Genomic DNA, 25,901 nt, shown 5'->3' with positions numbered 1-25,901 from the left:
ACCATGTCCATTCCTTCCGCCCCCGACTTCCAGCAGCGCTTCCAGCCCCCGCACCTCGAGGACCCCTATCCCCTCTACGAGCGCCTGCGGCACGAGGCCCCCATCCACTTCAGCGAGGCGCTGAACCTGTGGGTCGTCTCGCGTCACGAGGACGTGCGCGCGGTGCTGGGCAATCCGGGGGACTTCCTGTCCGCCAACGCGTTCGCCAGCCCCGTGCCGCCGCCGCCCGAAGTCCTGGAGGTGCTGGCCCAGGGATATCCCCGCCTGCCCTCGCTGGTGGACGCGGACGCGCCGTACCACACGCGCATGCGCGCCATCGTGTCGCGCGCCCTGGCGCCGCAGCGGGTGGGCGCACTCGAGCCGCGGATCCGCGAGCTGGCCACGCGCATGGCGGACGACTTCGTCCCCTTGGGGCGCGCGGAGGTGGTGTCGCGCTTCAACTTCCCGCTGCCGGCGCGGGTCATCGGCCTGCTGCTCGGCATGCCGGACGCGGACCTGGAGCGCTTCCGCGTGTGGACCGAGGACATGTCGCTGTTGTCCGGCGGCAACCTGCCGGTGGCGCGGCAGGTGGAGTGCGCGCGCAGCCTCGTCGCCTTCCAGCACTACATGGCCGCCCTCATCCACGAGCGCCGCCAGTCCCCTCGCGACGACCTGACGAGCGCGCTCGTCGCCACGCGTCCCGAGGAGGGCCCACCCCTGGAGGACGCGGAGCTCATCAACCTGGTGATGGGCCTGCACTTCGGCGGGCACGAGACGACCACCAACCTGCTGGGCAACATGCAGGTGATGCTGCTGCGCGAGCCCGAGCGCTGGAAGGCGCTGCGCGACGAGCCCACCCTGCTGCCGCGCGCGGTGGAGGAGGCGGTGCGCCTGGACACACCACTCCAAGGGATGATGCGCACCACGCGGCGCGCGGTGTCGCTGGGCGACGCCGAATTGCCCGAGGGCGCGCGCGTGCTGGTGTTGTTCGGCTCGGCCAACCGGGACGCGGGCACCTTCCAGGCGCCGGACCGGTTCCAGATTCGCCGACCGGACACCGGCCGACACCTGGGCTTTGGCGCGGGCATCCACTACTGCCTGGGCGCGCAACTCGCCCGCCTGGAGGTGCGCGTGGCCATGGAAGTGCTGCTGGCGCGGATGGACAACCCGCGCCTCCAGGCGGACAAGCCCATCGTCTACCTGCCCAACTTCCTGCACCGGGGCCCCAAGCAGCTCTACCTGGAGTGGGAGCCCCGCTGAGGCCAGGCGGGGTTCAGCGTGAGAGCTCCGCGTCGATGAGCTGCGCGAAGTTCTCGATGGGCTGCGCGCCCGTCACGGGCTGGCCGTTGACGAAGAAGGTGGGCGTGCCGAGGACGCCGCGCGAACGGGCCTCCACCGCGTCCGCCTCCACGTAGGAGTCCCACGAGCGCTTGTCGAGCGCGGTGCGGAAGCGCGCCACGTCCAGCCCCAGCTTGCGGGCCAAAGACTCCAGCCCCGCGCGGTCCAGCGCGTCCTGCTGGGCGAAGAGGCCGTCGTGGAACTCCCAGAACTTCCCCTGCTCGTTCGCGGCCATCGCGGCGGCGGCGGCCAGCTTGGCGTGCGCGTGTCCCGGCAGCGGCAGGTTCCGGAAGACGAAGCGCACCCGGTCTCCGTACTTCGCGCGCAGGGCGCTCAGGGTCGTCGCGCCGCGAGCGCAGTACGGGCACTCGAAGTCGGACCACACCTCCACCGTCACGCGCGCGGAGACGGGCCCCACCGACGGAGCGTCGGAGCGAGGCGTGGCGGCGCGGGGCGCGGGGCGCGCGTCGGCCTCCTCGCTCCGAGCCTTGTCACACGCGTGAGCGGGCGCGTCCGCCTCGGAGCTGGCGAGCGAGGACAGGGGGAACAGCAGGACAGCAGACAACGACAGCATGAGCCGACGGTTCATGGACATCACCTGGAGATGTGGGGTGTGAGCAAGGCCACCCGCCCCCCAGCAAGGGGGCCGGCAGCGCGGGGCCACCTTGGCCGCGCGCCAAGGAGTGACACGAGCGCGCCGCCGGTTTCATCGCCCGCGTGTTATCCCCACCACCATGCTCCCCACCGAGCGCCTCTACTTCTCTGATCCGTTCCTCCTCCACTTCCGCGCCCGCGTGCTCGCCCACGCCCAATTCCAGGGCGCGCCCTCCGTCGTGCTCGACCAGACCGCCTTCTATCCGGAGGCGGGCGGCCAGATGGCGGACCACGGCGTGCTCGGCGGCCTGCCCGTGCGCGACGTCCAGGTGGACGACGCGGGCGTGGTGCACCACCTGCTGACCCTGGAGGCCAGCGCGGCCCTGCCCGCCGTGGGCACCGAGTTGAGCGGCGACGTGGACCGCGCCCGGCGCCGCGTGCACATGGCGCTGCACACCGGCCAGCACATGCTGTCGCGCGCGCTCATGGACGTGGCGGGCGCGGCCACCGTGTCCTCGCGACTGGGCGAGACCCTGTGCACCCTCGACACGGACCAGGACGCGCTCGATGAGCGGCGCGTGGCCGAGGCCGAGGCGCTCGTCAACGCGGTCATCGACGACGACGTGCGGATCCGCGCCTTCTTCCCCACCCCGGAGGAACTCGCCGCGCTGCCGCTGCGCCGGGCCCCCAAGGTGAGCGCCTCCATTCGCGTCATCCAGATTGGCGACTTCGACGTGTCCCCTTGCGGCGGGACCCATTGCACGGGCTCGGCGCAGGTGGGGCTGGTGCGCGTGCTGGGCGTGGAGCGCTACAAGGGCAAGGGCCGCGTCCTCTTCTCCGCGGGGCCTCGCGCGCGCCGCGAGCTGTGGGAGGAGGCCGGCGCCCTGCGGAGCCTGGGCCGCGCCTTCACCTGCGGCCCCGGCGAGGTGCCCACCGTCGTGGACAAGCTCCAGCGCGACCTCACCACGGCCCGAGAGGCCCTGGGCGCCGCCCGCGCACGCGCCGCCGAGCACATCGCCCGCGAGCTGGCGGAGCAGATGGCGCGCTCCGAGGATGCCCGCGTGGTCGCCGTGCTGGATGCCGCGGGCCCGGAGGAGCTGCGCGCCGTGGCCGCCCGCCTCGTCACCCACCCCAAGGCCGTGGTGCTCCTGGCGGGGCGCACACCCGAGGGGATGCCCGTCCTCGTGGCCCGAGGCCCCCAGTCCACCTTCGCCTGCGGGGCCTTCCTCAAGCGCGCCGCCGAGGCCGCCGGAGGCCGTGGCGGAGGACGCCCCGAGCACGCGGAGGGCCGCCTGCCCCTGGCCACGGACTGGCCCGCGCTCGTCACCAGACTCTCGGAGTGAGGGTTTCGCAGCCTGTCAGCGCAACGCCGGAGGTGGATTCGCGAAAATGTTTCACCCACCTGATTCGCCGTCTCACAGGGTGGGAGGACTTCACCCCATGGCGGGTTCAGACCCACCCAGGTTTCCCTCTGAGCGCGCGGGTTATTTGACTCTTCGCACCATGTGTTTTGATCCAAGATTCATCATGCTGAGCGTTGTATCGGACGCGACCCCAGCAGGTGCGTCAGGGCTGGAGCGCAATATGCACGGCATCAAGAAGGGGCTGGGGGGACTTGGATGAAGTTGAACGGCCGTTTGAATGCCTTTGGTGGTTTCGTCCGTGAGTACCGACCGGACCTGGAGCGCCTGGCCGCGCGGTTGTGCGCGGGCAGCAAGTTCGATCCGGAAGACCTGGTGAGCGAGACGCTGGAGCAGGCCCTGCACGTCTTCGAGACTCTGGAGGACCGGGACCCCAGTGCGGTGCGCGGGTGGCTGCTCACCACGATGCACCAGTGCTTCCTCGAGCAGTGCAGTCGGCAGGTCTCGGACGCGCGCCCGGTGGCGCCGCCCGTGCCGTTGGAGCTGGCCCGGCTGTCCGCGCCCGCGCTGGACGAGGGCGTCAAGAAGACCATCGAGATGCTCCGCGCCCGCTTCCGCGAGGTGTACGCGAAGCCCGCCCCCGCCGCGGAGCCGACCTCCGTGCCGAGCGGTGGCGCCACCCACTGGCGGATGTAGCGAAGACAGCGGCCTCCCCACACCCGAGCACGGGCGCCGCCCCAGAGGGCACGCCCAGAGCCAGTGTGGGTGGTGAGGCCTCGGCCCATGGGCCGTGACGCATCCTGGACTTTCCCGCGAAGAGACTTCACGTTCGGCGTTCATACGGCCGGAGGGGGCACTCCAAGCTTGGACCGACGTGAAAGCAGGGAGACGAAGAACGGGCCTGCCGCCCCGCCAATCGACCGTCATCGGTTCGAGGCGTTCGCGCGTGCGCGGCGGCAGGGCTTGCTGCGCATGGCCGTGCGGTTGTGCACGGGCGGCGGCATCGACGCGGAGGACCTGGTGCAGGAGACGCTGGAGCGCGCCTATCGGCATTTCGACCGGCTGGAGGGAGAACCCGCCGGCGCGGTCGCCGTCTGGCTGAGCACCACCCTGAGCAACCGCTTCCTGGATCACTGCCGTCGCCGGCGCACCGAGGCGCTGGGCCAGCCCGCCCTGCGCGTGGTGCAGCTCACCGAGACCGCCTCCGAGCCCACGCCCCACGAGCAGTGGGAGCGCGTCTCCCGCGAAGACTTCGAGCGCGCCATCGAGTCGCTCCCCGAGCCCCAACGCACCGCCTACCGCCTGCACGCCTCGGGCATGCGCTACCGCGCCATCTCCCGGCAGTTGGAGGGGGTCCCGGAAGGCACCGTGGGGCGCTGGCTGACCGAGGCGCGCCAGTCCCTTCGCCTCCACTTGTCCGCCGAGGACGGGTCCACGCCATGAGCGCCCCATGCGACAAGCTGGAGTCCTTCGTCGACGGGGAGCTTCCGCCGGTGGACGCGGAGAACTTCCGCCACCACCTGGCCCAGTGCGCCACGTGTCCACCGCGCATGCAGGAGCTGCTCGCCCTGGAACTGCTGGCGGATGACGTCCTGCACCCCGCCGAGGCCGAGGCACCTCCGACGCCGTCCCGCGTCCGCGCTCGCCCCCATTGGGCGTGGGTGGTGGCGCCGCTGGCGCTCGCGGCCAGCCTCGCGGTGGTGATGTTCGTCTCTCGCCGCGCGGACGAGCGCACGACCTCCGAGCTGTGGCTCGCCCAGGCCCCGACGCGCTCGCTGGAGGCGCGCCTGACGCACCCGGGGGCGGACCGCCACCGGCCCTACGAGGTGATGCGCGGCGCCCCGGACGCGTCCCGAGCGCTGTCCCTGCGCGAGCTGGCCCGGCTGGAGGACGCGGGAGACAAGCGGGGCATCGCGGCCGCGTACCTGCTGCGCGGAGAGCTGGTCCAGGCGGGGCCCTTCCTCGACGCGCTGGCGCCTTCGCCCGACGCGAGCAGCGACCGGGCCGTGCTGGCCCTCGCGCGCGGCGCGCCGGAGGAGGCGCTGGCGCTCGCGGAGCAGGCCCTCAAGCAGCAGCCTCGGCATCCCCAGGCCCTGTGGAACCGCGGGCTCGCGCTGCGCGCCCTGGGCCTGTTCATGACGGCGGCCGAAGCCTTCGAGCAGGTGGCCGCCCTCAAGGAGCCAGGGTGGAGCGACGAGGCCGCGCGGCGCGCCGTGGAGCTGCGCTCGCGAGCGAACGACGAGAAGAAGTCCTGGGAGGGGGCGTGGGAGTCCTGCCGCCGCATGGTGACGGGCGGCGCGCCCATGTCCGTCGCGGAAGCGCAGACGGTGCCCGGCATGGCTCGGCTGTGCCTCTATGACGGCCTGCGCACCGCGGACTCGCCCGAGCGCGTGGAAGCCCTGCGCGAGCTGGCCGCGGCGCTGGACGCGCATGACGGCGGCTCCGACCTGGTGGACGCCGTGCGCCGCACCGCGTCCCGGCGGGACTTCGCGGTCCGCCGTCCCCTGGCGCGGGCATATGCCCAGCTGTCCGTGGGGACGCTGCCCCCGGGCGAGCTGGCTGCGCTCATCTCCCGCCTGCGCGAGGCCCGGCAGGAGGATCAGCTCCTGGGCGCGCTCGTGTTCGAGCAGGACGCGCGCACGCACCTGGACGAGTACCAGGCGCTGGCCCGCGACACCCGGGACCCGTGGTTCACCCTGCTCGCGCTGGAGCGACGGACGCGGGCCGCGGTGATGGCGGGTGAGCCTCGGCGCGCCCAGGCGCTCACGCCCGAGGTGCTGCGCGCGTGTGGCGAGGATGCGCGGCCCGCGTACCGCTGCACCACGCTGCTGCGCGAGCTGGCGCTCGCGGAGGGCAACCTGCACCACCCCGTGGAGGCGCACGCCCACGCGCTCTCCGCGCTCCAGCGAGCCCGCGCCGGCCACGAGTGGGGCCAGGAGCTGCGCCTGCTCCAGGAGCTGGGACAGACTGCTCGCATGCGGGGCGAGCTGGCCCTGGCGCACGCGTACACCGAGGAGGCCATCCAGCGGTCCCCGGACAACTGCGCCTACACGGAGCTGGCGTACACCGGGCTCGCCACGGCGTTCCACCGCGCGCTGGACTTCCCCGCGGCGCGCGAGCAGCTCGATCGCGCGGCCCGCTGCGACACCCCGCCCTCCATGGCGCGGCTCTTCGTGGTGGCGGACCTGGCGCGCACGCCGCTGCGCCGCCCCGAGGACGAGGCCCTCATGCGCAGAGGCCTGGACGCGCTGCGGACTCCTGGCTCCCTGGACGCGGGCGAGGACCTCCTCCTGCGCCACATCGAAGGGCGCTTCTACTTGGAGCTGGACCGCGCCCGAGGCCAGGCCCTGCTGCGTCAGACGCTGACCGAGGCCGCGCCCCTCTTGGCCACGACGCCCAACGCCCGCAAGGCGCGCGTCTATACGTACACCTCGCTCATCCTGGACGCGGCCCGCCACGGCGAGTTCGAGCGCGGCATGGCCCTCACCTCCGAGGAGCTGGGACTGTCCACCGAGGGCACGTGTCTGCTGGGCGTGACGGTGGATGACGAGCGCACCTTCGTGGCGGCGCGCGGCGCTGACGGCCGACTGGTGGCGCACTACGACGAGCTTCGGCGCACGCCGCTCACCGACGTGACGGGGCTCATTCCGTCCGACGTGCTGGCCGCGCTGCGCGACTGCCCGAGCATCCAGGTGGTGGCCCGCCCCCCCGTGCAGGGCCGAGCGGGCCTGCTGCCCTCGGAGTTCGCGTGGTCCTACCGGGTGGGCCCGGCCCGGCCTTCCGCTCCCGCCGCCACGCCTCACCGGCTGGTGGTCTCGGACGTGGTGCCTCCGTCGGAGCTGCGCCTGCCGGAGCTTCAACCATGGCACGACGACGCGACCGAGGGCGATGCGCCCGTCGTGCTGCGCGGCCCCGCCGCCACGCCCTCGCGCGTGCTGGAGGCCATGCGGGACGCCACCGAGGTGCAGATCCACGCGCATGGGCTCATCGACCCGGGCATGTCGGACGCCTCGCTGCTGGTGCTGTCCCCGGAGTCCGAGGGCGGGCGCTTCGCGCTGACGGCCGCGGACGTCCAGGCCTCTCCACTCCACGGCCATCCCGTGGTGGTGCTCGCGGCGTGTCACGCGGCGCACGCCACGGCCTATGTCCACGAGAACTTCGGACTGCCTTTGGCCTTCGTGACAGCCGGTGCCCGCGCGGTGCTGGCCGCGACGCAGGTGATTCCCGACAGTGAGGCCTCGGCGTTCTTCACGCCGGTGCTCTCGCGCATCCGCGCCGGAGAATCCGCGGCCCCCGTGCTGCGCGATGCGCGCCGTGCCTGGCTCGCGGCCCATCCCGGCGCCACCTGGGTCGAGCAGGTCCTGTTGTTCGAGTAGTCCCACCCCCGCAACGAGCTACCTTCCATGAAGAAGCATCTGCTGCTGCTGCCGCTGCTGCTGGCGGTCTCCGGCTGTTTCCCTCATTCCATCGAGGCCGACCGCATCCTGCCCAAGGACATCCCCGAGGGGATGATCGTCACGGTCGTCGCCAGCAGCCCCCAGAACCCGAACCTCTACGTGGGCTACCTGGTGGATGCCAACTCCACCGAGGTCATCCTCCAGCACGAGTCCACGAGCCTCGACGAGCTGACCGCCTGGCTGCGGCGCTCGACCGGAAACACGACGCGACCCCAGGCGCAGGCGGAGCACTCGGTCGCCGCCGCTGCCGCCGCACCGACCTGCGTCGACGCGGAGGGCAATCCCTGCTCCATCGTCGCCAACGCGGGTGACATCTTCGGCAAGGGCGGCGGCCCCGGCCCCACAGGCACCGAGTGGAGGAAGTACATCTACCAGCTCTCGCGCTTCATCGTCTCCAACCGCCTGCCCTACAAGACGCGGGGACAAGTGGTGCGCGGCGCCCAGTAGCCCGGAAGAAAGCCCCCGGTGCCAGTCTGACACCGGGGGCTTGGGCAGGGCCGTGGTAGGGGCACTCGAAAGCGCCGCGGCCCTCCGCCCAAGAGAACGAGGCGAGGCACACTCCTTCGCGAAAATCCCACTCACTCCGTCGCGGCGCGACCCTGGGTGAGCGCCTCGACGTAGGCAGTGGCCACCGAGAGGAAGCGCCCGCCTCGCACGCCCGTCAGGTACTGCCGCTTCATGGCGCGCGTGGCCCCCACGTAGAACATGGCTCGGCGGATCCGCTCATTCTCGCGCGCGCCACGCTGACGCGCCCCGGCCATCCACGCCTCGATGGCATCCAGCGCTTCCAAGCCCGCGAAGAAGACGACGGGGCACTCGTGGCCCTTGCACGAGAAGACCGTGGTCGCGCGCACGTGGTCCACGCCCGTGACGCGGAAGTCCGCCGCGTCTCGGCCACCCTTGCCGCCGTACGCTTCGGCGGGGACGCCCGCGCGCTGGAGCGCCTGGGTGAAGGTGGCCGGCATCACCGGCGCCACCACGAGGATGTCTCCCGGCTTCACGCCCTCCTCGCGCACCAGCCGCGCCACTTCCTTGGCCACCCAGCGCGCCTCGCTCGTCGTGGAGGCGAAGCCGCGCACGGTGGGCACCACGCCGCCGCGCTCGGTGGACTGCACGCGGTAGAGCCCCTCCAGCGTCTCCTCGGGAAGCCAGACGAGTCCCTCGCGCGCGAGCTCGCCCACCTTCATGTACTCGCGCATGCCCGGGTCCCCCACCGCGTGCTGGCGCAACGGATCCAGCACCACGTTGAAGGCCACGTCGAGGATGTCGCGCGTGGCGCGGAACGTCTCCTTCAGCACGCGGGTGCGGCCTCGGAAGGACAGGCCATCCGGGAGCTGCTCCTTGAGCAGCTCGATGGGCACCTGGCCATAGACGTTCTGCGAGTCGTCCATGAAGAGCTGGAAGCAGCGCGACTCCTTCCCGTCCTCGGCGAGGTGAGGACGGACGAGCCCGTAGAGCGTGGCCAGCGCCTTGGCGTCCATGTCCTGCGCCTCATCCACGAAGACCGCGTCGAAGCTGCCGGGCTCGGGCCGGCGCAGCGCGCCCACGTGCCGCACCGTCACTTGAGTGCGAAGCTCGCGCACCCGCTCCGCTCCCGCGCGCTGCGTGAGCGCCTCCTTCAGCAGCACCTCCACGAGCGGGGCCAGTGAGCGGTTGTAGAAGGACACCAGCACGCGCGCGCGCGGGTGCTCGAGCAGGTAGCGCGCCACCCAGTTCGTCAGCACGTACGTCTTGCCGCTGCCCGCCACGCCGCGCACCAGGTGGTGGCCGCCGTCGAAGTTGCGCTCGAAGAGGGACACCTGCTCCTGCGTGAAGAGCGGCAGCGAGCCCTTGGCGCCTTCAATCTCCCCGCCCAGGCCCGCGGGCACCAGCGGAGGCGGAGGCGGAGGCGGTGGTCGAGGCTGGGTGGCGAGCGGCTCCAGGCGCGGCACGTCGCCGGCGTGCACGCGCACGCGAGGCAGGAGCGAGAAGAAGCGCGTGGCCACGGGCGAGGCGCGGGCCTCACCGCGAGACGCCAGCACCAGGAGGTAGTCCTGTGCGCGGCTGGCGGCCACGTTGAGGATGGGCACCAGCGCATGCGCCGGGAAGGGACGCCCACCGGCCACCGTGTCCACCATCACCACGTCGTACTGCGTGCCCTGCTGCCGGTGGATGGTGGAGGCGCTGAACACGTCCGAGCGCAGACCCGCGGCCGTGCCCATGCGGCGCAGCAGCGCGGCCTGGGCGCGGTACGGCGTCACGCACAGCACGGTGAGGCCCGCGCGCACCGCCTGCTTCGCCAGCGACACGGCGAGGTCCGCGGACAGCTCGCGTTGATAACCCGAGCCCGTCTCGCCGCGTCCGTGCGTGAGGCGGCGCGCGTCCCGGGTGAGGCCGTCCAACACCAGCCACGCGGCACGCAGCGGGAAGGCGGGCACCGGCGCGGGACGCTCCGCGCGCTGGCGCACGAGTTCTCCATCCTCCAGCGCGCCGCCGTAACAGAACTGGCTCACGACGCGGGCAATCTCGGGGTGCATGCGGTGCTGCGTGCGCAGCAGCATCACGTCCGAGCGCGAGGCGTCGCGCACCGCGTCCTCCAGGTGGGACAGGCCACTGGCGCGGAGCCAGCGCTGGGTTCCCTTGCCCACGCCCTCGGCCGCGCGGCTCACGGGGCCAATCTGCTTGGGGTCACCCGCCAGCGTCACCTGCCGGGCCAGCGGCGCCATGAGCGCGGTGGCCGCGCGCGTCACCATGCCGGCCTCGTCCACCACCAGCCGAGCGAAGGTCTCCGCGCCCTCCAGCTCCGACACGAGCCGCAGCGCGCGGTGCACGGTCAGCACCATGAGGGGGCTCTCGCCCTTCTCCGCCTCGCGCAGCGTGGGGTCCTTCACGCGACCGCGAAGGAGGCGCAGCTCCGCCTGCATCCGGGCCAGCTCGTCGGCGGGGCCGCCTCGGGTGCGCTCCAGCGTCAGCTCTCGCTCACGCTCTTGGATGGAGCTGCGCAGCTTGCTCGCCTTGGCCTCCTCCAGCGCCACGGTGGGCAGCTTCGAGAGCGCCTCGCTCGCGCCGGTGCCGCCCCGGAAGATGGTGCGTGCCAACGGGCGCAGCGGGATGGGCTCGCGTTCGAGGAGCGCGCTGACGCGCATGACCAGTTCATCCGCGGCGCGGTTGGTGGGCGCCACCGCGAGGATGCGCTCGTTCGGGAAGGCTCGCAGCGCGCGGGCGATGAGGTCCGCCACGGCGGTCGTCTTGCCTGTGCCGGGTGGGCCCCAGATGCAGCCCCAGGGCTGGCGCCACAGTCGATCGGCGGGCGTCCATTCCGCGTCGCGAGGCGAAGGCGGCGCGGGGGGCTCCTCACCGCAGGCACGGCGCAGGGCCTGGGCCAGCGCGGGCTGACGATCCGCGTACGCGGTCGCGGCGGTGCAGAGGGCCTCCGCGAAGTCGTAGGGCCGGTAGCACCAGCGCTCGGCCACGAGCGCGCGGCGGTCCAGGTCTTCACCCGAGTCCGACGCGGCGAACACACGCCCCGACTCGAAGTCCAGGTGGACGATGTTGCCGGCGAAGACGAGTTCCTCGCCGACGAAGCCGAGCAACGAGCCACCGGTCCAGTCCGGGTCCGCCGCGGGCACGGGCTGAAGTCCCACCACACCGGGCCCGGCCAGTCCCACGTCGCGCGCATCCTGGATGCGCTGCGCTCGATACTGACTGCGCTCGGCGGCCAGGGCCTCGGCCAGGTCGGGAGGCAGATAGTCGGGAGGGTTCCAAGCGTCACGGCGCCGGCCCGCCCCCACCGCGGCCTGCATCGCCTCGCGCTCGGCGCGGGTGGAGTCCACGGGGGCCGCGAGGTTTCGATCCACCTCGCGGACTTCATGCTCCGCCGGACTCTCGCTGGGGCGGGAGACACCACGAGCTCCTGCGGGCACGCGCGGAGCAGCGGGCGCCTCGGCGTCGAACGCGGGGGGCTCCGTCGAACTCGTCCCCGTCCTCGTGACTCCGCGCAACCGCTCCGTTGCGCGCGGGATGAGGACCTCCGCATGCGTCGAACTCGCGTTGGGTCGGGCGCTTCCGCGCGCTCTCTCAGCTGCGCGCGAACCGGTGGACTCCTCGGAATCGAACGCCTCGGGCTCCGCTGAGTTCACATGCCCGTTCGACCTTGGCTGCTCGCGCGCGAAGACGGGCTCGGCCTCGGGGCGCACGCGCAGCACGGGCGCTCCGGACGGCGTGGTCGGGTCCGCGTCGTACTCGACGCGCAACACGGGCACGGCGTCATCGGGAGCGCGCTCGTCCCGGGGCGCGTCCGGATGGGCTGGGTCCTCGTGCGTACGGCGCATCATGCGGAGCTGCCTTCGGCGCCGCCCATCCGCTCGGGCGGAATCACCGGGGCGCGAAGCAAGCCAAGGTAGGGGACCCGAGGATCCCCGTCAACGCTCGTTCCGAGCACACCGCGCGTCCCGGCGCGCCCACCTCCGCCTCGCTCCCTACAGCAGCGTGCACAGCAGGCCACCGCCCGTGTTCGGCGGACAGCCCGTCCCCCGGCAGAACACCGTCCCCGAGTTCGTGCTCTGCCCTCCCAACGGCGGCGGGACAGACACCTCGCAACTGCTGGTGGCCACGTTCCCCGACGCGTCCCGCACCTCGTAGGTGAACGTGTAGACGCGTCCGTCTCCCAGCAGCGCCGACTCCGCTCGGAGCCGCGCCGACTTGCGATCCGGGCTGAGCTGGATGTCGTCGCAGGCGACCAGCCGCAAGATGGACAGCGCATCCTCGGCCTCATCCGAGGTCACCCGCACAATCGTGCCCGTCTGCGCCAAGGACAGCGTCCCCCCGCAGTTGTCCACCGCCGGCAGCGCGCAGTCCGCCAGCGTGACGACGCGGTAGTCAGAGGCTGGGCTGCCCGGAAGCACCACGTGCCGGCTCGCGCCCGGCACCGGGGGCAGCACATCCGTCACCGTCACCGTGGCCGCACACGAGCTGGACGCCTCGCCGTCCGACACCGTGAGCTCCACCGGCGTGGTGCCCAAGGGGAAGGGCCCCGCCGGGCTCTGGCTCACCGAGAGCAGCCCCGGTCGCTCGTCTGGATCAAACGAGCCATGGTCAATGGACGCCATCGCGCGGCACGACGCGTCCGCGGTGGCCGTGACGGCGTGACACACCGCCGTGGGCGCCTGGTTGCTCAGGCACGCACCAGACAGCGAAGCGGACGCGACGTTGTTCGTCTCATCCACCTCCTTGAAGCGGCGGTCGTCGTCCGCCACCACGAACACCTGCGTCGTGCCCGGCGGCAGCGCGACGTCCACCTGGAACGCGCGGCGCTCCTGGCCCACCAGGAAGGGAATGGACACGCTCGCCAGTCGAAGACCGAGCGCGGGGTCCCCCGCGTACACCCCGACGGTAGACGCATCCACGCCGCTCACGAACTCGTTGACCACCACGGCGGACACCCGCGGCATCGCCCCCTCGCAGTTCACGGCGACATTGGACGCGCTGAAGTCCAACCCGGAGGACGCGAGCGCCGACACACGCGGGCCCGGCTCCGCATCGGGGGGTTCGACACCACAGCCACCCAACAGCAGCAGGAGGGAGGAGGGAATCCAACGGAGGGCTCGGCGATGGCGCATGTTCGGCGTTCCTGGTGTGAGGGCATCCACCCCGAACCAGGGCTCTCGGCCGGCTTCACGGCGCGCGGCCGGACCCTGCCCCGGGGCGACCGTGTCTGGGGCCGCTCGACATTCCATCCGACCCGCGCCGATTGCGATGGCCCCCCAGTCCCGGGCAACGTGCACCGGCCCTCGCACGGATGGGACTCGCGGGCCGGGTGAGGCACACCCCGCTCGAACCCGGGAAACAGGGGACGTCCGGCGGGCCGTCCCACCCAATGGGTTTGCGTCGCGCCACGCTGGGGGTTTAGGAGGGGGTCCCCCCATGGCAACTCCCGCCCGCCACGCCCACCCGTTCCTCCCCATCTCTCGCGCCGACATGAAGGCTCGGGGCTGGGAGCAGTGCGACATCATCATCGTCACGGGGGACGCCTACGTGGACCACCCGGCCTTCGGGCCGGTGCTCATCGCCCGCTTCCTGGAGGGCCGAGGCTTCAAGGTGGGCCTCATCCCCCAGCCGGACTGGCACTCGGCCGAGCCCTTCCGCGCGCTGGGGGCGCCGCGCCTCTTCTTCGGGGTCGCCGCGGGCAACCTCGACTCGATGCTCAACCGGCTGACGGCGCAGAAGAAGAACCGCTCCGAGGACCAGTACAGCCCGGGCGGGCGCACCAACACCCGGCCGGATCGCGCCACCATCGTCTACGCGCAGCGCTGCCGCGAGGCGTACCCGGACGTGCCCATCGTGCTGGGCGGCATCGAGGCGAGCCTGCGCCGCATCGCGCACTACGACTACTGGAGCGACAAGGTGCGCCGCTCCATCCTCTTCGACGCCAAGGCGGACCTGCTCGTCTTCGGCATGGGCGAGCGGCCCATCTGGGAGATCGCCGACCGGCTGCGCAACGGCGAGCGCGTGGAGGACCTCCGCGACATCCGCGGCACCGCGTACCTCATCAACGACGAGGCGATGCGCGCGCTGGAGGCAGACCCCGCCAAGCGCGCCGCGGACGACAAGGTCGTGGTGCTCCCCTCCTACGAGGACGTGACACAAGACGCGCGCGCCTTCGCGGTGATGAGCCGCGACTTCCAGATGGAGACGAACCCCGGCAACGCGCGCCCGCTCGCGCAGCGCCACGGCAACCGCGCCATCTTCATCAACCGGCCCGCGCGCCCCCTGGAGGACGGCACCGGCCTGCGCCCCGACGAGCCGAGCACCGTGGCCATGGACGAGCTGTATGACCTGGCCTTCAACCGCGTGCCGCACCCGATGTACTCCGAGCGCATCCCCGCCTACGAGACGGTGAAGCACTCCGTCGTGCTCATGCGCGGGTGCTTCGGCGGCTGCACCTTCTGCTCCATCACCGAGCACGAGGGCCGCGTCATCCAGAGTCGCTCGGCGGAGAGCGTGCTGCGCGAGGTGCGAGCGCTGCGGCGCATGGGCGACTTCCGCGGCACCATCACCGACCTCGGCGGCCCCACGGCCAACATGTACAAGCTCAAGTGCAAGAGCGAGGACATCGAGCGCCGCTGCCGGAAGCTGTCCTGCGTGCACCCGGGCGTCTGCGAGAACCTCCAGACGGACCACGGCCCGCTCATCGACGTGATGAAGCAGGTGCGCGCCGAGGCGGGCGTGAAGCACGTCTTCATCGCCAGCGGCGTGCGCTACGACCTGGCCGAGCGCTCACCCGAGTACGTGAAGGAGCTGGCCGCGCACCACGTGGGCGGCCAGCTCTCCGTGGCCCCCGAGCACGTGTCTCCGCGCGTGCTGGAGAAGATGAAGAAGCCCGGCATCGAGAGCTTCGAGCGCTTCCAGCACATGTTCGCGTGCGCCAGCGAGGACGCGGGCAAGGAGCAGTACGACATCCCCTACTTCATCAGCGGCCACCCGGGCTCCACGCTGGAGGACATGGTGGAGCTTGCGCTCTGGCTGAAGGTGAAGGGCAAGCGCCCGCGCCAGGTGCAGGACTTCATCCCCACGCCCATGGCCGTGGCGACGGCGATGTACCACACGGGCTTGGACCCGCTGAAGATGGAGCCCGTGTACACGGCGAAGGGCCTGCGCGAGAAGCGGCTCCAGAAGGCGCTGCTCCTGTACTGGAACCCGGAGCACTGGCCGCTGGCGCGCGAGGCCCTGAGGCAGGCGGGGCGCGAGGACCTCATCGGACGCGGCCCCCACGCGCTCGTTCCGCCGGAGTCTCCCGCCGAGGCCGCGCGCCGCCAGCGCACCGAGGCCGCCGAGCCGCGCGACGCGGGCGAGGACTTGCCTCGCGCGGCCTATCCTCGGCCCGTGCAGCCGCGTCCGTCCTCGGGCCGCCCCGCGCGCCCGGGGCCTCGCTCGCGCTGAGCCCGTCCCTCCTTCCGCGCGGCACGGACGCCGTGACGTCGGGGAGGGCCCGGTTCTCGGGGCGTGGAGGCGGCGATAGGGCGCGGCGCACCTTCCTCAAGTCGGAGGGCTCGGCTACGGTGCGCCGCCCAACTTCCCCCCACGCCGAGGACACATCACCATGGCCAGGACCTCCCAGGAGCAGACGCAGGAGCGCCACGCGTTCCTCATCGACCTCTTCCGCACCCAGCCGGAACTCTCCCGGAATGAAGCGATGGACGCCTACAAGGACAAGTTCGGCGCCAGCATCAACCTGAAGACGTTCAGCCAGCTGCGCGATCAGATCCAGAAGGAGCTCGCGGAGATGGCCGCGGAGCCCGCCGAGCCTGTCGAGCCCGAGGAGACGCCGGAGCCCGCCCTCAATGACTCCGCGGCCGGCCTGAAGTCCGCGGCCAACGCCGACTCGCTCAGCGCCTCCAACGCCGCGCCCGCGAAGAAGCCCAAGGCCAAGGGCCCGGGCTCGCGCAACGTGTTCGTGGACGCGCCGCAGGAGCACCTCGTGTTCCTGGAGCGCATCGTGAACCAGCTCCAGGAGGCCGGCGCCTCCAACCTGCGCATCGACCACTCCACCGACCGGTGGATGGTGCTCGTCGTCGACGCGAAGTAGTCATCAGCCGCACGGCCCGCGGGCTGCCGCCAGCGCTGTCCCTGGTGTCAGATGGGTGCATGTCACGCACCCTCCTCGCGGGCCTCTTCTTGATGTCCTTGTCGTGCGCCGGACGCACGCCCTCCCCTTCGGGCGCCGCGCCCCCCAGCGCGCCTCGTGCGTGGCAGGCGCCGCTCCACCGCGACCATCCCTTGGTGGGCCGCATCTGGGACGTGGCCCAGGGCCGCTTCGTCGACGAGGCCACCCTGCTCGAGTCGCTGCGCCCCGCCCGCTTCGTCCTCGTGGGCGAGCGGCATGATCAACCCGACCACCACCAGCTCCAGGCCGAACTCGTGCGCGCCCTCGCGAAGGACGCGCGCCCCGCGCTCGCCTTCGAGATGCTGGACACCGCCCAGGCCCCCGCGGTGGAGGCCTCGCTCTCAAAAGCCCCGGGCGACGCGGACGCCCTGGCGCGAGCGGTGGACTGGGAGCACAGCGGGTGGCCCGCCTGGGCGCTCTACCGCCCCGTCTTCGTCGCGGGCCTGGAGGCGAAGCTGCCCATCGTCGCCGCGAACCTGCCGCGCACCCAGGTGCGCCAGCTCGTGAAGGAAGGCCCCACGGCCCTCGAGCCGGAGCTGCGCGCGCGGCTGGGCCTGGACACGCCCGTGCCCGAGGACGAAGCGCGCGCGGTGAGCGAGGAGCTGGACCGCTCGCACTGCGGCCAGCTCCCGGCCGCGATGATGGACCCCATGGCGCTGGCGCAGCGCGCCCGTGACGCCGTCATGGCGGACCGGCTGCTCGCCTCCGCGACCCCGGCGGGAGCGGTGCTCATCGCGGGCAACGGCCACGCGCGGACCGACCGAGGTGTCCCCGCGCACCTCGCGCGCCGCGCACCGGGCGTGAAGGCGCGCAGCGTGGGACTGATTGAGGTGTCCCCTGACGCGCGCGAACCCCAGGACTACGCGGCCACCTTCTCCGCCGCGCGCATTCCCTACGACTATGTCTGGTTCACCCCCGCGGTGCCGGAGGAGGACCCGTGCGCGCCCCTGCGCAAAGCGCGTCCCCAGTGAGGCGGCACCCCACTCCGCCCAAGCTGCAAAGCTTCACCAAGACAAGATCTGCCATTAAATAACGCAAGAGCAACAATTTCAGAAATCCAAGAAATCGTCTTGCGCGCGTCTTCACTCCATGTATTATAAATCATACGGAGTGAGGGAATCGCCTTGCCGCGTCCCGTCACTCTCCCTGAGGGGGGAATTCATGACTCGGTGGAAGTCGCGCCCAGGCGCTGATTCACACGGAGTGAAGTCTATCCAGACCCGGCCCTGTGCACTCGGGCGGGTTCCTGGAAAGGCAGACCCAGGCATTTCTCAGTTCAGCGGCCCCTGACGCCAGTCCTGGCGGCGAGGCATTGAACGCGGGCGGCTCCCCCGCAAATCCAGACATCCCGCAGACGTCGACCTGCCTCCGCCGGAGGCGCGGTCAATGACATCCCATGCCCAGGGACGCACGACGCGCACCGGACCCACCGGGGCCGTGGCGCCCCGGCGCGGGCGACGCTCCCTGTCGTCCTCACGTTCTTTGGCGACAGGGAACGTGGAACACCAAAACCGCAGGAGGAAGCATGCACAAGTTGTCTCTGCCGACCCTCGTTGTCGCCCTGGGCCTTGCCGCTCCGGCCATGGCGGCGTGGGCTCCGAGCTACTACCGCTGCACGTTCGATCAACTCACCAGCGATCAGGCCAAGGGCCGCCAGCAGTGGGCCAAGAAGTGGGCGGACGCGGATCCGTACAACATCTCCACGGGCAAGGATCAGCGCTTCTGGGCCACCGTGTATGACACGGATGCGCGCGACGCGCTCAATGCCTACAACACCTGGCTGTACCCGGTGTTCGTGGACCCCAACAACAACTACGAGCCCTGGAAGGGGCCGGGAGCTCCGGGCACCACGACGGCGGGCTTCACGGGCGATCAGATCTTCGCGCTCGGCTTCAACTCCAAGCCGGTCCAGATCCTCATGGACGGCGTCTGCGAGCCGGGCTGCTACACCCCCGACCAGCAGGTGCTCTTCCAGAGCGGCTCGCTGCCCATCGAGAAGGCCCAGGCGGGCGGCGTGGATGACCTCGTCACCCTGTCCAAGGACGCCTCCATGGACAAGCTGACGCTCGTGCCCAACACCGTGGAGCGCTACACGGTGGACAAGGACGCGGCGCGCCAGGACATCCTCCGCTTCCGCATGGCCTCGGGCGGCAAGCTGTCCGTCACCCTGGAGCACCCGCTCGTCACCACCGACGGCACGCTCAAGAAGGCCAAGGAGTTCGTCATCGGTGAGCGCCTGGTCCGCCAGGACGGCACCCCTGACGAGATCGTCTCCATCCAGGGCGAGTCCTGGTTCGGCAAGGCGTACAACCTGCGCCCCACCAGCACGGACCTGACCTCCAACATCCTGGTCGCCGAGGGCTACCTCAACGGCTCCGCCCGGTTCCAGAGCGAGTACGTGGAGGAGCTCAACCGCCTCATCCTCCGCACCAACGTCCCGGACGCGCTCATCCCGTAGTCCCGGCCGCTGCAACTGACTCACGTTGATCCGGACGGCTCCCGCGCTCCCCGCGGGGGTCCGTCCGCCCATTCCCAGCCATCCGAGGCCTCGCCATGGCACGCCGTGCCCGCTCGAAGTCCGTGCTGTCCTTGATTGCCTGCGCGCTGGCCGTGGCCGCGGGCGTCGCCTGGCTGCGCCTTGGCGCTCCCGAGCCCGTGCCGCCCCCGGTCGTCGCCCAGACGCCCGCGCCCGCGCCGCGGCTCCCCCTGCCCTCTTTCGAGGGGCCCTCGCCCACCATCCCGGGCCGCCCGCTGGACACCACCAACCCGGTGGTCGTGAGCGCGCCGCTCGAATCCCAGACACCCACGCCCCAAGCCCTGGCGCGCCCCGGCTCGCCGCTGGACTCGCTGCGCCAGCGCGTCATGGCCCAGAACCCGGACCTCGCCCGCTTCCGCCAATTGCAGCGCAAGGTGCTGCGCCGCGCGGACGAGACGCAATCCCTCCAGGCGCTCTATCAAGATCGCAAGGTCATCGAGGCGGCGAAGAAGGACCTGCTGGCCCAAGGCCAGACGCGCTTCGACGACGAGGCCCAGTTCCGCCGGCTCTACCAGGTCGAGTACCTGGGCAATGGCATCGAGTGGAAGGACAACCCCGAGCGGCCCGCGCTGATGCAAGACGTCGAGGACCTCATCCTCGCGCAGAACATCCAGCCGGACATGGACCTGGAGCTGCGGCGCTCGCTCGCGGGCGACAAGGTCGAACTCTTCATGGTCATGCTGCACAACGACCGGCCGCGCGCCGAGGCGCTCCTCGCCAGGGCGCAGGGCACCCGGCTCGCACCGCTCTTGGAGAACGCCCGCGTCCGCTTCGACGCGCTGTGGGCGCTCGCGAACAAGTAGCGGCCATCCCTTTTCCCACCATTCCCCCCGACCTCGGGCCCTTCAGGGCTCGGGGCGACGGACGGCTGTAGTCACCCCAGGAGGCTGTTTCATGCAAGCAAGGACGTCGAAGAAGAGTGTCGCTTCCCGCCGGCTGATGATGGCGCTCGCCATGTCGCTGGCCCTTCCCGCCGCCGCCGCGGACACGCGCGGCACGGGCGAGCTGGCTCCCCGGCTCCTGCCGCGCAAGGGGCTGCACGACCTGCGCGCCGACGTGTCCGTTCCCCGCGTCGTGGTGAAGTTCCATGAGGGCACCCACGTGCGCGTGCGCGATGGCCGCCTCGCCCAGTTCGCCGCCGAGCGCAGCGCGCGCGAGGGCAACCAGCTCACCGCCCGCGGCCTGTCCGCGCTCCAGATCCAGTCGGACGTGGACGCGCTGGTGCGCCTGGCCGGCGACGAGCCCCGCGCGCTCGGCCTGGACCGCCTGTTCAAGGCCGAGGAGCGCCTGCTGGACGCGCGCCGCAGCGAGGGTGAGCTGCGCGGTGGCCAGGAGCTGGCCGACCTGAACCTCTACGTGGAGCTGCCCATGCGCGCGGGCACCACCTTCGCGGACGTGCAGGCCCTGGTGGCCCGCCTGGACGCGCTGCCCAGCGTGGAGACCGCGTACGCCGAGCCCGTCACCGAGCCCGCGTCCCTCACGGGGCCCGCCACCACCACCCCCGCGCCCTTCGCCTTCAGCGGCGTGGGCAACCGCCAGCCCAACCAGGGCTACCTGGCCGCGGCCCCCAACGGCGTCGACGCGCTGTACGCGTGGACGGTGGCGGGCGGCAACGGCGCGGGCATCAACATCGTGGACGTGGAGGGCGCCTGGCGCACCACCCACGAGGACCTGCCGGCCTTCTTCCACATGGGCGGCACGCAGTTCAACGATCCGGCGTGGCGCAACCACGGCACCGCGGTGATGGGTGAGATGGTGGCGCGCAACAACGGCGCGGGCGTGACGGGCATCGCGCACGGCGCCTCGCCGGGCTTCGAGGCCATTGGCGCGCAGAGCGCCGCGAGCGCCATCGCCAACGCCGCCGTCGCGGCGGGCCCGGGCAACGTGGTCCTCATCGAGCTGCACCGCCAGGGCCCCGCGGACGCCACGCCCTGCACGTGCAACTTCGGCCAGTGCAACTACATCGCCATGGAGTACTGGCAGGCCGAGTTCGACGCCATCACCCAGGCCACCTACAACGGCACGTCCGTGGTGGAGGCCGCGGGCAACGGCAGCGTGAACATGGATGACCCGGCGTACGGCGGCCTCTTCAACCGCGACACGCGCGACTCCGGCGCCATCGTCGTGGCCGCCGGCTCCTCCAACGGCATCGTGCCCATGTGCTGGACCAACTTCGGCGGCCGCCCGGACGTGAACGGCTGGGGCGAGAACGTCGTCTCCACCGGCTACGGCGACCTCTACAACGGCGGCACCGAGGACAGCTGGTACACCGGCACGTTCAGCGGCACGTCCAGCGCGTCCCCCATCGTCACCGGCACCGTGGCGGTCATCCAGGGCGCCCTGCGCGGCCACGGCCGCTTCCCGCTGAGCCCGCTCGCGCTGCGTGACGTGCTCTCCAGCACCGGCAGCGCCCAGGCCGCGGACGCCCGCCGCATCGGCAACCGCCCCAACCTGCGCGCCGCGCTCACCCGCCTCAACCTCTTCTAGTCGCTCCACGCCCCGGCGCCCCCACGCCGGGGCGTGAAGGCGGCGGCGGCCCTGCTCCCTCCTCCGGAATGGGGCCGCCGCCTCCCCGCCGTCCGTCCCCTGTGTCACCCGAGCCGACCATGTCCCTTCCCACCCAGCCGCCACAGAAGAAGAAGACACTCTTGGGCGTGGGGGCCGCCGCCCTTCTCGCCGCCGCGGGCTTCGCCGCGTGGAGCCTGCTGCATCCGGCCCCGCCGCCGCCCGCGCCCGAAGTGGCCACCCCAGGCGCCCCCGCTCCGTCCGCGCCCACGACGGGCGCCGCGCCGCGCACGAGCCCCAAGGTCGCGCCCCCTGTCGAGCAGCCCTCGGCCGTGGTCATCACCGAGCCGCACCGCCCGGGCGACAGCGCGGGCAAGGGCCGCCCCCGCATGTTCGTGGACGACCTGCGCGACAAGATGATGGAGCAGCACCCGGACCTCGCGGAGTTCCGCACGCTCCAGCGCAAGGTGCTCCAGACGCCCGCGGAGAAGCAGCGGCTCCACGCCATCTACCAGGACCGCGAGCAGATCGCCGCGGCCAAGAAGGACCTCCTGGCCGAGTCGGAGACCACCTTCAACGACGACAACCAGTTCCTGCGCCTGTACCGCACCGAGTACCTGGGCGCGGCGCTCGAGTGGACCGAGAACCCCGAGCGCGCGCACGTGCTCGACACCGTCGAGTCGCTGGTGGCGGCGAAGAACCTCAAGCCCAACCAGGACCAGGCCCTGCGGCGCTCGCTGTCCGGGGACAAGGCGGAGCTGATGATGATCCTCCTCTACAACGACCGCCCCCGCGCCGAGCAGCTCATCACCGAGGCCCAGGCCCAGGGCAGTGAGTACGCGAACCTCCTCGTCTATGCCCGGACGCGTTTCGACGCGCTCTGGGCCTTGGCGAAGCAGCAGCAGCAACCGCAACCCAACCCATGAGGCGTCTCCGAATGTCTTTCAATCAGCGGTGGTGGCTTTCTTTCGGCATCCTGTGCCTCGGCACGTCCTGCGGACCGGAATCCGCGGAGGCGCCGCAATCCCTCGCACCCGTCGTCCACACCCAGGCGCTCGGCGACGGCGTGCTGCTCCAGTTTGGCACCTCCGGCACGGACCGCCCCTCGGCCGTCACCCAGGCCCCCGACGGGAGCCTCTTCCTCGTGGGCAACACCGACGGCGCGCTCGGCGAGCCGTCCGAGCAGAGCGCCGCGCAGGACATCTTCATCGCCAAGCTGACCAACAACCTCATCTTCAACTGGGCCCACCAGCTCGGCTCGCGGGGGGATGACTCCGCGTGGGACGTCGTCGCCGCCAGCGACGGCTCGGCCTACGTGGTCGGCCTCACCTCGGACGAGCTGCCCGGGCAGCTCACCGCGGGCGGCTCGGACATCTTCGCCACGCGCTATGACGCCAATGGCAATCGCTCCTGGATCTTCCAGCGCGGCACCGCCGGGGAGGACTACGCGCTGGCCGCCACGCTGCGCCCCAACAACGACCACCTCGTGCTGGCGGGCGCCGCGCAGAACTCGGAGAACTACGACTTCGACGTGGTGATGGACGAGCTGGACCTGACGGGCCAGCCGGTGGGCCGCAACGCGTTCGGGTCCTCCAACTTCGCCAATGACCGCGGCGAGGGCGTCTCCGCGCGCGCGGACGGCATGTCGTGGGTGGTGGGCTCCACGCAGGGCGTCATGGGTAGCAACCCCGCCGCGGGCTCCACGGACGTCTTCGTGCGCCAGCTCGACGGCAGCTTCGCCAACCAGTGGACCCGCCAGAAGGGAACGCCCGACATCGACGCGGCCCTGGAGGTCGCGCAGGACGGCGTCGACCGCATCTACGTGCTGGCCATGTCCTACAGCAACCTGGAGACGGGCCAGTCGGAGAACGACGGCATCCCCAACGCCTTCCTCATGCGCTACGCCACCAACGGCGACCTGAAGTGGGTCAAGCGCATTGGCGCGGCCAACAAGCTGAGCCTCGCCACCGGCCTCGTCGTGGACTCGCAGGGCTATGCGTACGTGGCCGGCTGGACCACCGGGCAGATGACGCTCGACGCCAACCACGGCGGCACGGACGCCTTCGTCGCCAAGTTCGATCGCTACGGCAACCGCGTGCGCGCCTGGCAGTGGGGCACGAGCGCGGACGATGACGCGCGCGACATCGTGCTGACGAGCGCGACCACGGCGGTGGCGGTGGGGACGACCAGCGGAGAACTCGCCGGCCCGGGGTCCAACTCGGGCGGCCAGGACGTGTTCGCCGTGAAGTTCGCGACGACACCGTAGCAGCGCAACACCAATCACACAGGGGAGTAGACACGATGAAGACACTCACCGCAGTCATTGGGGCGTTGGTGCTGTCCACGCCCGCGTTCGCGGCCTATGCGCCCACCAACTACCGGTGCACTTTCGATCAGCTGAACTCGGATCAGGCCTATGGCCGCCAGAGGTGGGCCAAGCGCTGGCAGCAGCAGAACCCGTATGCCACCACGCAGTGGGGCGGGCTGGACATGCGCTACTGGCACTCGTCCTACTCGACGGAGGCCAACGACGCCGCCGCCCTGGCGACGCCCATCTGGCTGTACCCCATCTACGTCGACCCCGCGAACATGTACTCGCCCTGGAAGGGCCCGGGCGCGTATGGCAGCACCACGGCCACCCTCACCGGCGCGCAAATCCAGACGGACATTCCCTACACGTTCAAGCCCGCCGGCATCCAGATGGACGGCCTCTGCGAGCCTGGGTGCTACGCCCCGGACCAGGAGATCCTCCTGTCCAGCGGCCCCATGGGCATCCAGAGCGCGCTCGAGTCCGGCCAGATGGACCTGGTGACGCTCACGCCTGACGCGACGTTCTCCGCGCTGACCTTCATGGACAACACGGTGGAGCACTACACGCTGGACCGTGACGCGGCGGACCAGGAGATCGTCACCTTCCACACCGAGTCCGGCGGCGTGCTGCGCGTCACCACCGAGCACCCGCTCGTCGTCCCCGAGGGCAACCTCAAGCGGGCGCGCGAGCTGGGCGTGGGTGACCGCCTCGTGAACCAGGATGGCAAGTTCGACACCATCGTCTCGCTGGAGAAGTCCATCGAGCACACGCGCGTGTACAACGTGCGCCCGGTCACCACGGACTACACGTCCAACATCGTCGTCGCGCAGGGCTTCCTCAGCGGCTCGCAGCGGTTCCAGAGCGAGTACGTGGAGGAGATGAACCGCCTCATCCTCCGCGGCAACGTGCCGGACTCCGTCATCCCGTTTACGCCCTGAGAGCCTGTCGTTGAAAGCCAGAAAGCGCCCTGACGGGCGCTCTCGTCGCTGAACCAGACCGGGCACCGCCGTGGAAGTCCACGCGCGGTGCCCGGTCGCGTCCTGTCGTGGCGCCCCCTGTCGCTCCAGCCCGTCGTCCTCACCGAGGAAGCCATGCGCAATGCATTGTCACATTCGCTGCTCATCCTGACCCTGGGTGGCTCGCTCACCGCGTCCGCCATCGAAGCCCCTCCGCAGTCCAACCTCCCCGAATCCCTGATGATGGACACCGACCCCAATGATCCGGGCGGCGGGGGTGGGGGCGGCGGCGGCGGCACCTGGGTCCCCTACAACTACCGATGCACGTACGACCAACTCAACATCGACCAGGGCTATGGGCGGCAGAAGTGGGCCAAGCGCTGGCAGCAGGGCAATCCCTACGGCCTCACGCAGTGGGGGGGCCTGGACATGCGCTTCTGGGACTCGGCCTTCTCGATGGAGGCGAACAACGCCGCGCTCGCCGGCACCTGGCTGTATCCGGTGTACGTGGACCCCAACAACACCTACGCCCCGTGGCCTGGGCCCGGCGCTCCGGGCTCCGCGACGGCCGGCTACACCGGCGCGCAGATCCAGGGCGTGCCCGGCACCTACAAGCCCGTCGCCGTCCAGATGGACGCCCTCTGCGAGCCCGGCTGCTACACGCCGGACCAGGAGGTCCTCCTGTCCACCGGGCCCGTGCCCATCGGCGAGGCGCTGGCCACCGGCCGCCGTGACCTGGTGACGCTCACGCCCAACGCCACCTTCGCGGCGCTCACCTTCATGGACAACCCGGTGGAGCACTACACGCTGGACCAGCGGCTCTCCGAGCAGGAGATCATCACCTTCCACACCGAGTCCGGCGGCGTGCTGCGCGTCACCACCGAGCACCCGCTCGTCGTCCCCGAGGGCAACCTCAAGAAGGCGCACGAGCTGGGCGTGGGCGACTCGCTCGTCACCCAGAACGGCAAGTCCGACCCCATCGTCTCCGTGGAGAAGTCGCTCGAGTGGGTCCGCGCTCACAACGTGCGCCCCGTCACCTCCGACCCCACGTCCAACATCCTCGTGGCCCAGGGCTTCCTCAGCGGCTCGCAGCGCTTCCAGAGCGAGTATGTGAATGAGCTGAACCGGCTGCTCATCCGAGCCAACGTGCCGGATTCCGTCATCCCCGCCATCCCCTAGGCGTCGCCAGCATTCACTCGTAGTGCGTCAAGACTCACCCATCA

At 71.3% G+C, this 25,901-nt stretch carries 19 protein-coding genes; 16 read left to right on the top strand and 3 right to left on the bottom strand.

The genetic code is table 11. The features are described 5' to 3' along the window. Positions 1–3 precede the first annotated feature (3 nt). On the top strand, positions 4–1,239 hold the full coding sequence (locus JGU66_12865; GenBank protein ID MBJ6761660.1) for a cytochrome P450: 1,236 nt from the start codon (positions 4–6) through the stop codon (positions 1,237–1,239). Positions 1,240–1,252: 13 nt separating this feature from the next. Here JGU66_12865 and JGU66_12860 read toward each other — a convergent pair whose 3' ends face one another. Further along, complete coding sequence (locus tag JGU66_12860; GenBank protein MBJ6761659.1) at positions 1,253–1,906, bottom strand: thioredoxin domain-containing protein; 654 nt, start codon at positions 1,904–1,906, stop codon at positions 1,253–1,255. A gap of 145 nt (positions 1,907–2,051) precedes the next feature. On the opposite strand from JGU66_12860, the gene JGU66_12855 reads away from it, so the two are divergent. From JGU66_12855 to JGU66_12835, 5 genes are all read left to right on the top strand, one after another. Further along, complete coding sequence (locus tag JGU66_12855) at positions 2,052–3,254, top strand: alanyl-tRNA editing protein (GenBank protein ID MBJ6761658.1); 1,203 nt, start codon at positions 2,052–2,054, stop codon at positions 3,252–3,254. Between the two features lie 276 nt (positions 3,255–3,530). Further along, on the top strand, positions 3,531–3,968 hold the full coding sequence (locus JGU66_12850) for a hypothetical protein (GenBank protein ID MBJ6761657.1): 438 nt from the start codon (positions 3,531–3,533) through the stop codon (positions 3,966–3,968). A gap of 87 nt (positions 3,969–4,055) precedes the next feature. Further along, on the top strand, positions 4,056–4,715 hold the full coding sequence (locus JGU66_12845) for a sigma-70 family RNA polymerase sigma factor (protein ID MBJ6761656.1): 660 nt from the start codon (positions 4,056–4,058) through the stop codon (positions 4,713–4,715). Further along, positions 4,712–7,648, top strand: a complete 2,937-nt coding sequence (locus tag JGU66_12840; protein ID MBJ6761655.1) for a CHAT domain-containing protein — start codon at positions 4,712–4,714, stop codon at positions 7,646–7,648. The genes JGU66_12845 and JGU66_12840 overlap by 4 nt, the downstream gene beginning before the upstream one ends. A 27-nt stretch (positions 7,649–7,675) precedes the next feature. Further along, the gene (locus JGU66_12835; GenBank protein MBJ6761654.1) at positions 7,676–8,176 is read left to right on the top strand and encodes a hypothetical protein; all 501 of its coding nucleotides are present in this window, start codon (positions 7,676–7,678) and stop codon (positions 8,174–8,176) included. Between the two features lie 131 nt (positions 8,177–8,307). On the opposite strand, the gene JGU66_12830 is transcribed toward JGU66_12835, so the two are convergent. Both JGU66_12830 and JGU66_12825 read right to left on the bottom strand, forming a co-directional pair. After that, complete coding sequence (locus JGU66_12830; GenBank protein MBJ6761653.1) at positions 8,308–11,709, bottom strand: AAA family ATPase; 3,402 nt, start codon at positions 11,707–11,709, stop codon at positions 8,308–8,310. A 477-nt stretch (positions 11,710–12,186) separates the two neighbouring features. Next, the gene (locus JGU66_12825; GenBank protein ID MBJ6761652.1) at positions 12,187–13,227 is read right to left on the bottom strand and encodes a hypothetical protein; all 1,041 of its coding nucleotides are present in this window, start codon (positions 13,225–13,227) and stop codon (positions 12,187–12,189) included. 403 nt (positions 13,228–13,630) lie between these two features. Between JGU66_12825 and JGU66_12820 the strand changes: the two genes are divergently transcribed. The 10 genes from JGU66_12820 (at position 13,631) to JGU66_12775 (ending at position 25,857) form a co-directional block, all read left to right on the top strand. After that, positions 13,631–15,646, top strand: coding sequence for a YgiQ family radical SAM protein (locus tag JGU66_12820; GenBank protein ID MBJ6761651.1), 2,016 nt, complete (start codon positions 13,631–13,633; stop codon positions 15,644–15,646). 160 nt (positions 15,647–15,806) lie between these two features. Continuing rightward, positions 15,807–16,292 carry a hypothetical protein gene (locus JGU66_12815; protein MBJ6761650.1) on the top strand — a complete coding sequence of 162 codons (486 nt, stop codon included), beginning with the start codon at positions 15,807–15,809 and terminating at the stop codon, positions 16,290–16,292. A 59-nt stretch (positions 16,293–16,351) separates the two neighbouring features. Next, positions 16,352–17,341 (top strand): ChaN family lipoprotein, encoded by a 990-nt coding sequence (locus JGU66_12810; protein ID MBJ6761649.1) that lies wholly within the window; start codon positions 16,352–16,354, stop codon positions 17,339–17,341. Between the two features lie 554 nt (positions 17,342–17,895). After that, positions 17,896–18,828: a hypothetical protein gene (locus JGU66_12805; GenBank protein ID MBJ6761648.1), complete on the top strand. Its 933-nt coding sequence runs from the start codon at positions 17,896–17,898 to the stop codon at positions 18,826–18,828. 95 nt (positions 18,829–18,923) lie between these two features. Next, the gene (locus JGU66_12800; GenBank protein MBJ6761647.1) at positions 18,924–19,709 is read left to right on the top strand and encodes a hypothetical protein; all 786 of its coding nucleotides are present in this window, start codon (positions 18,924–18,926) and stop codon (positions 19,707–19,709) included. A gap of 91 nt (positions 19,710–19,800) precedes the next feature. Continuing rightward, on the top strand, positions 19,801–21,393 hold the full coding sequence (locus JGU66_12795) for a S8 family serine peptidase (GenBank protein ID MBJ6761646.1): 1,593 nt from the start codon (positions 19,801–19,803) through the stop codon (positions 21,391–21,393). Between the two features lie 119 nt (positions 21,394–21,512). Continuing rightward, entirely contained in the window at positions 21,513–22,337 is an 825-nt protein-coding gene (locus JGU66_12790) for a hypothetical protein (protein MBJ6761645.1), read from the top strand. An 11-nt stretch (positions 22,338–22,348) separates the two neighbouring features. Beyond that, entirely contained in the window at positions 22,349–23,677 is a 1,329-nt protein-coding gene (locus tag JGU66_12785) for an SBBP repeat-containing protein (GenBank protein MBJ6761644.1), read from the top strand. A 35-nt stretch (positions 23,678–23,712) separates the two neighbouring features. Further along, on the top strand, positions 23,713–24,660 hold the full coding sequence (locus JGU66_12780) for a hypothetical protein (GenBank protein MBJ6761643.1): 948 nt from the start codon (positions 23,713–23,715) through the stop codon (positions 24,658–24,660). Between the two features lie 87 nt (positions 24,661–24,747). Next, positions 24,748–25,857, top strand: a complete 1,110-nt coding sequence (locus tag JGU66_12775) for a hypothetical protein (GenBank protein MBJ6761642.1) — start codon at positions 24,748–24,750, stop codon at positions 25,855–25,857. Positions 25,858–25,901: the final 44 nt, after the last annotated feature.

It is taken from the genome of Myxococcaceae bacterium JPH2, from assembly GCA_016458225.1.
Taxonomy (GTDB): domain Bacteria; phylum Myxococcota; class Myxococcia; order Myxococcales; family Myxococcaceae; genus Citreicoccus.
This window is presented reverse-complemented; position numbering and strand designations above follow the sequence as displayed.